At 68.5% G+C, this 10,179-nt stretch carries 5 protein-coding genes; 4 read left to right on the top strand and 1 reads right to left on the bottom strand.

Going from position 1 to position 10,179, the window contains the following annotated elements:
- Nucleotides 1–120 precede the first annotated feature (120 nt).
- Complete coding sequence (locus KF903_RS05025) at nt 121–4,863, top strand: MBG domain-containing protein (RefSeq protein ID WP_291211843.1); 4,743 nt, start codon at nt 121–123, stop codon at nt 4,861–4,863.
- A gap of 95 nt (nt 4,864–4,958) precedes the next feature.
- The gene (gene def, locus KF903_RS05020; RefSeq protein ID WP_291211840.1) at nt 4,959–5,462 is read left to right on the top strand and encodes a peptide deformylase; all 504 of its coding nucleotides are present in this window, start codon (nt 4,959–4,961) and stop codon (nt 5,460–5,462) included.
- Nucleotides 5,463–5,543: 81 nt separating this feature from the next.
- On the opposite strand, the gene KF903_RS05015 is transcribed toward def, so the two are convergent.
- Entirely contained in the window at nt 5,544–8,261 is a 2,718-nt protein-coding gene (locus KF903_RS05015; RefSeq protein WP_291211838.1) for a tryptophanase, read from the bottom strand.
- Between the two features lie 134 nt (nt 8,262–8,395).
- Here KF903_RS05015 and KF903_RS05010 point away from each other — a divergent pair, with 134 nt between their 5' ends.
- Nucleotides 8,396–8,920, top strand: a complete 525-nt coding sequence (locus KF903_RS05010) for an Lrp/AsnC family transcriptional regulator (protein ID WP_291211836.1) — start codon at nt 8,396–8,398, stop codon at nt 8,918–8,920.
- 70 nt (nt 8,921–8,990) lie between these two features.
- The gene (locus KF903_RS05005; RefSeq protein ID WP_291211834.1) at nt 8,991–10,178 is read left to right on the top strand and encodes an efflux RND transporter periplasmic adaptor subunit; all 1,188 of its coding nucleotides are present in this window, start codon (nt 8,991–8,993) and stop codon (nt 10,176–10,178) included.
- The last annotated feature ends 1 nt before the right edge of the window (nt 10,179 follow it).

Below are 10,179 nucleotides of genomic sequence, written 5' to 3'. Positions count from 1 at the left end.
GCCGGTGATGTTTCGGCGTGGATCGCGGCAGTCGTCGCGGCTGGCTGGTTCCGTGCGGGCAGTGGCGCGCACTTGGAAAGTGGCTGACCGCCGGCAACGGCGGTCGCAAAGGGGGCAGGCATGAAAGGCAGCACAGGATCGAACGCGGCACCGCCGCTTGCGCGGGCGCAGCCACGCGGATTGCCGTCGGGCCGCGACCCGATGCGTGGCATGGGGATCGGTGGCGCCAGGCTGCGCCGCGCTGCCGCTGGCGTGCTCGCCTTGCTGCTCGCGGTGCCTGCACTGGCGGCCGACTGGTATGCCGCGCCAGGCGGCAGCGGCAGTCTGTGCAGCCAGGCCTCGCCGTGCACGATCCAAGGCGCGATCGACGCGGCTGCGCCGTATGACACCGTGCACGTGGCAGCCGGTGACTATGCGTTTACCAGCAACAGGATCGTGATCGAGACCGAGGGCCTGCGTCTGGTCGGCGACAACAGCCCATTTGCCAAGCCCTATGCCACGCCGCCGGGGCCAGGGCAGATCGCGCACGGGACTGCCGACAACAAGGCGGCCAACGCCTCGGTGCTCAAGGCGGCCAGTGCCGCCGCCGCAGGTGGCGGCACCAGTGCCATGGTGTGGGTGCGCAACGTGCCGAACGTGCGCATCGAGAAGCTGTACATCGAGGTCAACAGCTCAGCGCCGTTTCTTGGTTCGCCGCGTGCCAAGGAGGGCATCGCCGCCACCGGCAATGTCAACGGTCTCGAGCTGGTCGACAACTACATCAAGATCACAAGCGGCACGGCCGCGATCGGCCTCGGTCTCAACCTGTCGGCGGGATCTAACAGTTCGGTGCCCGCGGCGGAGCCGCGTGGCAATGGCGACTTCGTGACGGTGGACGGCAATGTGGTGGAGCCCACGTCGTCGGCGTCGGCGGCGCCCAAGTATGCGATCGGTTTGCAGAACAGCACGGGTGTATTCGTCCGCAACCAGGTGGCCGGGCACACCATGGACATGTCGCTCAAGCCGGTGGCAAAGGGCGCCAATCCGCTCGCGCAACGCGTGTTCAAGGTCGAGGAGAACTGGACCTTTGGCCGGCTCGGTCTGTACATCGCCGGCGGCTACAGCCTTGCCGAACCGGCCCGTATCGCCAACAACCATTTCGTGATGAGCCAGGAATATGGCGACGATGCCGACACGCATCTGGTCAGCCTCAAGGGCATCAGCGCGCCCGGCACGATCGTCGAAGGCAACGTGTTCACGGGTTTCCGCAAGAACTACAGCGGCCTGTGGGTGCAGAGCCGGCCCAATGTCACGATCCAGGGCAATACGTTCCAGCCACTGGCTGGCCAAAGCGACTTCCGCGCGATCGTGGTCGGCAACTGGTCGCTGCAGACGGGCGTACCGCCGTCGCCGGCGACGTTCGACGTCACGATCCGCGGCAACACGTTCCTCGCCAATGGCGCAACGAGCATCAACAAGGGCAAGGCCATCCTGTTCGTCGACGACAATGATGCGAGCGGCGCTGCCACGTTCACCAAGGCGGTGGTCGGCGGCAGCCAGCTGGCCGATGCCAATTCGTTCGACAGCGGCATTGGCTGGTACATCGCGCTCGATGACCGCACCTGCACCGGCCGCAACCATGCCAGCACCTCCGGTGGCTGCAATGGCGGTGCAGGTTATGCGATCGGCCAGGGTATCAACTACACCAGTGGTACCGACGGCAGCTCGATCAGCCAGAAGCGTCCCTTCAAGTGGGATGTGCAGGCCGCTGGCAACAGCTTCGGCGGCGTCTACATGCCGAGCATGGGCCTGGCCCAGTTCAATGCGGTGTGGGCCAAGACCTACGACAAGCACAATGCCGGCGATACGACCGTGGGCAACGTGCTGTACGGCTATCCGCCAATCACGAGCGGCACCATCACCTTCACGCCGACTGCGTTCGCCTATGACGGCAACGCCCATCCGATCAGCGCCACGCTTGCGGAGGACCCCGATGCGACCTGCATCGTGACGCCCGCCACCATCACCAACGCCGGCACGCACGCAGTGGCGGCCGATTGCGTCAGCAGTACCTACCATGTGACTGGCAGTGACAGCGTCGTCGTGAGCAAGGCTGCTGGCAGCGTGGTCTGGGGCACGCTGAACTTCACCTACGATGGCAGTTCGCCGACGGTGACGGCGACGCTCGCCGAGGAAACCGGCGTGAGCTGCACGGTGACCGGCACGGTCGGTCCGAACGCGGGCAACTATCCGGTGAGTGCAAGCTGCAACGGCAGCAACCACACGGCCAGCGGCAACGCGACCGCGACCATCGCCAAGGCGACGGGCACGGTGACATGGGGCACGCTCGCCTTCACCTACGACGGCAGTTCGCCGACGGTGACGGCGACGCTCGCCGAGGAAACCGGCGTCGCCTGCACGGTGACCGGCGCGGTCGGTCCGAACGCGGGCAGCTATCCGGTGAGCGCAAGCTGCAACGGCAGCAACCACACGGCGAGCGGCAACGCGACCGCGACCATCGCCAAGGCCGCCGGCACGGTGACATGGGGCACGCTCGCCTTCACCTACGACGGCAGTTCGCCGACCGTGACGGCAACGCTCGCCGAGGAAACCGGCGTGAGCTGCGCGGTGACCGGCGCGGTCGGTCCGAACGCGGGCAGCTATCCGGTGAGCGCAAGCTGCAACGGCAGCAACCACACGGCCAGCGGCAACGCGACCGCGACCATCGCCAAGGCGACGGGCACGGTCGCCTGGGGCACGCTCGCCTTCACCTACGATGGCAGTTCGCCGACGGTGACGGCGACGCTTGCCGAGGAAACCGGCGTGAGCTGCACGGTGACCGGCGCGGTCGGCCCGAACGCGGGCAGCTATCCGGTGAGTGCAAGCTGCAACGGCAGCAACCACACGGCCAGCGGCAACGCGACCGCGACCATCGCCAAGGCGACGGGCACGGTGAGCTTCGGACCGACGAACTTCACGTTCGACGGCACCGCTCATTCCACGACCGTGGAACTTGCGCAGGAACCCGCCGTGACCTGCGCCCTCACGCCGACCGGTGATTACCCGCGCCTCCATGCGGGCAGTACGACGCTTGCAGCAACCTGCGCCGGCACGAACTATGAGGCCAGCGGCAGCACCACGCTGGTGGTGGCGGCGAAGGGCGTGAGCCTGGCGCTCACGGGTCTTGGCACCTTCCCGTATGACGGCAATCCGCACCCAGCGGGCGTGACCGTGACCGGTGAAGTCACGGGCTTCCCGGCGGTCGTGGACATCACCTACGACGGCGGCGCGACGCCGCCGGTCGGGGTGGGCAGCCACGCCGTCGCCGCGGAGCTTGCCGCGAGCGCGACCGACTACAGCGCATCGCCGGTCAGTGGCCTCATCGTGATCGAGGTGGCGCAAGCCACGGTGACGCTGGGCGACTTGTCTGCCGTCTACGATGGCGATCCGCATGCGGCCAGCGTCAGCACCGAGCCGACCGGACTCACGGTCAGCGTGACCTACGACGGCGTGAACGATGTCCCGGTCAATGCCGGCAGTTACGCGGTCGTGGCCACCGTGACCCAGCAAGGCTACTCGGGTTCGGCGTCGGGAACGCTCGTGATCGCCAAGGCTGAAGCGACGGTGGCGATCACCGACACCACGCAGGCCTGGGACGGCAACCCGAAGCCGGTGACGGTGACGACGACACCGGCGAACCTCGCGGTGGCGGTCACCTACGATGGTGACGGCACGCCGCCCAGCGCCGTCGGCAGCTACGCGGTGGTCGCGACGATCACCGATGCCAACCACAGCGGCTCGGCGAACGCGACGCTCACGATCACCGCAGGTGCGGCGAGCGGCATTGCGGCCAACGGCGCGACCACCTTCAGCGGCGTCGCCGGCCAGCCACTCACGGGCGCATTGCCGGCGGTCAAGGTGACCGATGCAGGCGGGCATCCGGTGGCCGGCGTCGCCGTGACGTTCACCGCGGGTGCCAACAGCGGCACGCTGACCGGCGCGAGCCAGACCACCGACTCGAGCGGCATCGCCACGCTCGGTGGCTGGACCCTCGATGCGACGCCGGGCACCAATACGGTCGTCGCGAGCGCGGCGGGCGTGACGGGCACGGTGGCGTTCACCGCGACCGGCGTATCGGTGCTGGACGGCTTCAACGTGAGCATCAGCGACGGCCGCAACGCGACCCAGGTCGGGCGTTTGCTCACCTACACGATCACGGTCGGCAACGCCGGCAGCTTCGGCGCGAACGGCGTGCACGTGACCGACATGCTCCCCGATGAGCTCGACGTGGCGGGCGCCCAGTGGCAATGCAGCGCCAGCAATGGCGCCAGCTGCACCGCGAGCGGCAGCGGCGACCTCGACGATACGATCGACCTGCCCGCGGGCGGCAGCGTGGTGTACCTGCTCACCGCGCAAGTGGTTGCCGACATCGACGGCATGATCGACAACGGCGTGACGGTTGCCGCGGGTGGCAACTCGATCGTGCGCACCGACAGCACCGAGATCGTGATCTTCCGCGACGGCTTCGAGCTGGGTGGCGATGGTTCCGACTGGGATGAGGCGATCGAGCCGGTTGCGGCGGGCTCGCTGAGCGAGACGCAGGCGCTCACGCTCGATGTCGCCGGCCTCGCCCCGCTGCAGCGGGTCACGCTCGCGCAGGCGGCCGACCGCACGTTTGCAGTCGAGGCGATCCGCATCGGCGAAACGGTGCTGGTACGGCTGGTGGCGGGCCGCCAGGCGACTGCGTGGAGCGCGCTCGATGGCGAGCGCTTCGCGCTGGTGCTGGTGGGCACGCGCCTCGGTCTTGTCGGGGCACAGGCTGACCTCGTCGTCGAGCTGGCGCAGGGCGGCTCGCTCGCGGTCGAGCGGCTCATGCACCACTGAGGCGATACCGCGCGGCGGCCGCAACGGCCGCCGCGCAACCGGGCTACAATGGCGGCTCGCTTGCAATCGCGGCCGGGTGGCCGCATTTCGACGCCATGGCCCTGCTCACGATCCTCGAATTTCCCGACCCGCGCCTGCGCACCAAGGCGCAGCCCGTGACCGTGTTCGACGCCGAGCTCAAGCAGCTCGTCGCCGACATGTTCGAGACGATGTATGCGGCGCCCGGCGTCGGCTTGGCAGCGACCCAGGTGAACGTGCATCGCCAGTTGCTGGTCATGGACATGTCCGAGGACAAGTCCGATCCGCGCGTGCTCATCAATGCGCGCCTCGTCGAGAAGAGCGGCGAGCAGATCTTCCAGGAAGGCTGCCTGTCGTTCCCCGGCATCTACGCCGACGTCGAGCGCGCGCTGCGCGTGAAGGTGGCGGCGCAGGATGTCGCTGGCCAGCCGTTCGAGTTCGAGGTCGAAGGCCCGCTCGCGGTCTGCGTGCAGCACGAGATGGACCATCTGCAGGGCAAGGTATTCGTCGACCACCTCTCGCCGCTCAAGCGCTCGATGCTGCTCAAGAAGCTCGACAAGAAGCGCAAGCAGAGCGCCTGAGTATCCGTGATGCACACATGAAAACGGGAACCCCGCGTGGGGTTCCCGTTTTCGTGCCGCGCACGCCTGCGGCCGGGGCGATCAGCGCTGGCCCGTCGCGGCCACGCCTGCCGGTTGCGCCACGCTTGCCGCCGGCAGCGGTTCGAAGCGACCCTGGAAGAAGCGCAGGTCCCTGGGCTCGTAGACGAAGCGCAGGCCGCTGATCTGGTTGCGGCGCTGCCACAGGCGGATGATGCCGTCGGCGACCGCGCGCAGGTGGTCGTCGCTGTAGACGCGGCGCGACAGGGTCAGGCGCACGAGTTCGAGTGCGGGGCGGTAGTTGTTGCCGTCGCGGTCGCGGCCCTTGGACACGTTGCCACGCTCCATCGGCCGCACGCCGGTCTCGACGTAGATCTCGCCGGCCAGGCGCTGCGCCGGATATTCGTCCTGGTCCACGTGCGGCAGGAAGCGCCGCGCATCGACGAACACCGCATGGCTGCCGGTCGGTTCGACCACCGGTACACCGGCGTCCTTGAGCCAGCCGGCGAGGCGCACCGCCTGCTCGACGCGCGCGCGGATGTAGCGGTCGTCGACCATTTCGCGCACACCCTGCGCCATCGCCGCGAGGTCGGCCGCCGGCAGGCCGCCGTCGCGCACGCCGCCCTCGTAGATGCGCAGCTTGGCCTCGGCCGCGTGCGCCCAGGCCGCGTTGTCCTTGAACGTGAGCAGGCCGCCGATGTTGATGAGGTAGTCCTTCTTGCCCGAGACGGTGGCGCCGTCGCCGTAGAGCATGATCTCGCGCAGGATGTCCTTGACGTGGGTGCTGCGGTAGCGCAAGTCGTGCTTCTGGATCAGGTAGGCGTTCTCGACTGCGCGCGTGGCATCGAACATCACCGCGATGCCATGCTGGCGGCTCCACGCGTAGACCTCGCGCAGGTTGTCCATCGACACCGGCTGGCCGCCGGCCATGTTCACCGACAGCTCGAACGAGATGTAGGCGATCTGCGCCGCACCATGCTCGCGCACCAGCGCATCGAGCTTGGCGAGGTCGATGTTGCCCTTCCAGCGGAACGTCGAGGTCGGATCGTGCGCCTCGTCGACGATCACGTCGGCGAACACGCCGCCGGCGTATTCCTGATGCACCTTGGTGGTGGTGAAGTACATGTTGCCGGGCACGATCTGGCCCGGCCGGATCATCACCTCCGACAGGATCTGCTCGGCGGCGCGACCCTGATGCGTCGGCAGCACGTACTGATAGCCGTAGGTGTCGCGGATCGCGGCGGCGAACTCCAGATAGGCGCTGCTCGTCGCCGGCGTCGGCACCGCGGCGTCGTAGGCCGCCCATTGCACGCTCGACATCGCGGTGGTGCCCGAATCGGTGAGCAGGTCGATGGTGACGTCGGCCGAGCGCAGCAGGAAGGTGTTCCAGCCGGCCTCGCGGATCGCGCGCTCGCGCTGTTCGCGGGTCGTGATCGCGATCGGCTCCAGCGTGTGCACGAGCCACGGTTCGCAGTCGAACGCGAACGGAGCGAGGTCGGCCAGCACCGAACCGAACCGCAGTGCATCGTGCCACTGGCCATCCATCTCCAGCGTGAGCGCGGGAATCCGCTCGCGCTGGGCGTGCAGCGCGATCACGGCGTCGGCGACCTGGTCGAGCTGGCGGTTGCTCATCGCCAGGCGCGGGATCTGCAGCGGCAGCAGGTGGTCGCGCCCGACCAGACCCGGCACCAGCGCACGCACGCCGGCGCTCAGGTACAGCGCGCAGGCCAGCGCGTGCGCAGGATGCTGCGTCGCCTGCGGCAGGAAGCGGTCGGCCTGCACGTAGGCACCATCGCAGCCGCGCTCGATCGGCACGCCGGCCTCGCGCAGGCGCGCCGTGAAGCGTTCGGTCTGCGCCATCGCCCACTGCACGGTCGATTCGTCGCACATCTCGTCGAGGCCGCGCGCGATCACTTCCATCGTGCGTCCGGCCATGCCGCCATAGGTGTGCAGCCCCTCGAACACGACGATGTCGTTGATGAAGCGTTCGTGGTCGGCCGGATTGTCGGTGGCGAGGAAGCCGCCGGTGTTGGCACGCGCGTCCTGCGCGCCATCCATCATGATGACGTGGGCGCTCTTGGCGGTGAGCTTGACCAGTTCGGCGATGCTGCGGTCGGCCATGCCTGGCTCGAAGCGCTGGATGTACCAGGCGTTCTCGACCACGCGCGAGACATCGAGCACGAGCCGCAGGCCGTGGCGGTCGGCCAGCGCGCGCGCTGCGCGCAGGTTGCCGAGGCTGATCGGATGCTGGCCGTCGGCGAAAGCCTGGGCGCCGACGAACGGCGGGCGGCTGGCGCCGATCGCGGCCTCGAGCGCGGCGAGGTCGAAGTTGCCGGTGAACACGGCTTCGGCGTGATCGCGCACGTCGACCAGTTCGATGCCGCGCGGTGCATGCAGGTCGATGCGGCCGCGCGCATTGCTCGGCAGTCGTTGGCCGCTGCTGGCGAAGGCGTGCAGCAGCAGCTTCACCGAGCCGAGCGTGTTGTGGGTCGGGCACACATAGGTGTGGCCGAGCACGCGCGTGATCGCGCCGCTCATGTTCTCGAAGTTGCGCGCGCCGGCGTAGGCCTCGTCGCCGATGAGCTGGCCCGCGAGCTGTTCCTGGCTCATCGCGCCGGCACCGTAGGACACCATGTCGAAGCTGATCTGCTGCGGCGTCAGGTTGAACACGTTGAAGTGCGCCGCGGTCAGGTTGCGCTTGCGTTCGTCGAGCGACACGAAGCGGATCGGGCGGACGGTCTTGGCCTTGTGCGGCTCGTGGGCGGGGACGGGCGTCGTCATGGCGGGCTCCGGAAGCAGGATGGAACGGGGCGCCGCACGCGGCGCGGGATGCCGGCATTGTAGAAAGGAGGATTGTTTGATTGAATGTCGTTCGTTAAGTACAAGTCGCGTATTTGCGCCATAGCTGAAAGCAAATGGTCAAAACAACTTCACCAACGACAACGATCCTCGACGCCATCGACTGGCAGATCCTCGCCATCGTGCAGCAGGAGGCACGGCTGAGCTTCGCCGAACTGGGTCGCCGCATCGGCATGTCCACGCCCGCTGCCGCCGAGCGCATGCGCCAGCTCGAGGCCGCCGGCGTGATCCGCGGCTATCGGGCCGAACTCGATCTGGCGCGCGTCGGCCGTCCGGTGCTGGCGATCGTGCGCATGAGCGTGGTCGGCGACGTGTTCACGCGCGTCACCGCAGCGATCCGCCAGTCGCCCGAGGTGCTCGAATGTCACCGCGGCACCGGCGCCGATTCGTTCACGATCAAGGTGGCGGTGCCTTCGATCGAAGACCTCGAACAGCTCATCGACCGGCTCACGCCGTTCGGCACCACCTCGACCTCGATCGTGCTGTCCTCGCCGGTGCCGTGGCGCGCGCTGGCACCGCCGGCCGCGGCCAGCAGCGCGCGTGGCGGTGGCCGGGCGCCGCGGCGCACGCGCGGCGGCTGATCCGCGCCGACGCACAACTGCGCGTTTTCGCTACTATCACGGCACGGCGGGATCGGCGCGGGGAGCTGGCATGACGAGGGGAAGCGGGCTGAAGGCAGCGGCCGCGGCGCTGGGCATGCGCGGCGCGGGCGTTGCGATCGTGCTGGGCCTGGTTGCCGGCTGCGGCAACAAGGACGCCGCCAAGGCGCCGCCACCGCCGCCGGTCACGGTGCTCACGGTGCAGACCTCGACGATGCCGCTGCGGGTCGAATACGTCGGCGAAACGGCCGGCTTCCGCGACGTCGAGGTACGCGCGCGGGTCAGCGGCATCCTGCTCAAGCGCACCTACACCGAGGGCGAGACGGTGCAGGCCGGCCAGGTCCTGTTCGAGATCGACCCGGCGCCCTACCAGGCCGCGGTCGACCAGGCACGCGGCGGGCTCGCCCAGGTGCAGGCCGCCTTCAACAAGGCCAAGGCCGATCGCGAGCGCGTGGTGCCGCTGTTGGCCAGGAACGTCATCAGCCGGCGCGACTACGACGACACCATCGCCGCCTACGACGCGGCCGCCGCCAACGTGCAATCGGCGCGCGCACGGCTCAAGGAAGCCGAGCTCAACCTCGACTACACGCGCGTCACCGCGCCGATCGGCGGCGTCACCAGCCGTGGTGCGCAGTCGGAAGGCAGCCTCATCAGCGCCAGTGGCGACAGCGGCCTGCTCACGACGATCTCGCAGTTCGACCCGCTGTACGCCAACTTCTCCTATTCCGAGCAGGACTGGTTGAAGGTGGAGCGCATGTTGCGCGACGGAACGCTCAAGATGGCCGCCGACTACGAGTGGCCCGTGCACATCCGTCTGGCCGACGGCAGCGAGTATCCGCTGGTCGGCCACATGAATTTTTCCGACAACCGCGTCGACTCGCGCACCGGCACGATCCGCGCGCGCGCGATCTTCGCCAACAAGGACGAACGCCTGCTGCCGGGACAGTTCGTGCGCGTGATCCTCGACCTGGGCGTCATGCACGACGTGCTGCAAGTGCCCGAGCGGGCCATCGTGCAGTCGCAGGCCGACAAGACCCTGTTGCTGGTCGGCCCCGATGACGTGGTGCAGGCGCGTACCGTGCAAGTGGGGTACGCCAGCGGCGGCATGGTGCAGATCAAGAGCGGGCTGGCCGCCGGTGACCGCGTGATCGTCGAGGGCGTGCTCAAGGCGCGTCCGGGCGCCAAGGTGTCGCCCACCGGCGCACCGGCCGCCAGCGCTGCGGCCCCCGCCGCGAAGTAGG

Source organism: Dokdonella sp. (genome assembly GCF_019634845.1).
Lineage (GTDB): Bacteria > Pseudomonadota > Gammaproteobacteria > Xanthomonadales > Rhodanobacteraceae > Dokdonella_A.
The sequence above is the reverse complement of the archived record's forward strand: the minus strand, read 5'-3'. Positions and strand labels throughout refer to the sequence as shown.

What these genes read in the sequence shown, in the direction of transcription:
- KF903_RS05025 (WP_291211843.1), top strand. Translation starts at nt 121, where the DNA reads ATGAAAGGCAGCACAGGATCGAACGCGGCACCGCCGCTTGCGCGGGCG.
- def (WP_291211840.1), top strand. Translation starts at nt 4,959, where the DNA reads ATGGCCCTGCTCACGATCCTCGAATTTCCCGACCCGCGCCTGCGCACC.
- KF903_RS05015 (WP_291211838.1), bottom strand. Translation starts at nt 8,261, where the DNA reads ATGACGACGCCCGTCCCCGCCCACGAGCCGCACAAGGCCAAGACCGTC.
- KF903_RS05010 (WP_291211836.1), top strand. Translation starts at nt 8,396, where the DNA reads ATGGTCAAAACAACTTCACCAACGACAACGATCCTCGACGCCATCGAC.
- KF903_RS05005 (WP_291211834.1), top strand. Translation starts at nt 8,991, where the DNA reads ATGACGAGGGGAAGCGGGCTGAAGGCAGCGGCCGCGGCGCTGGGCATG.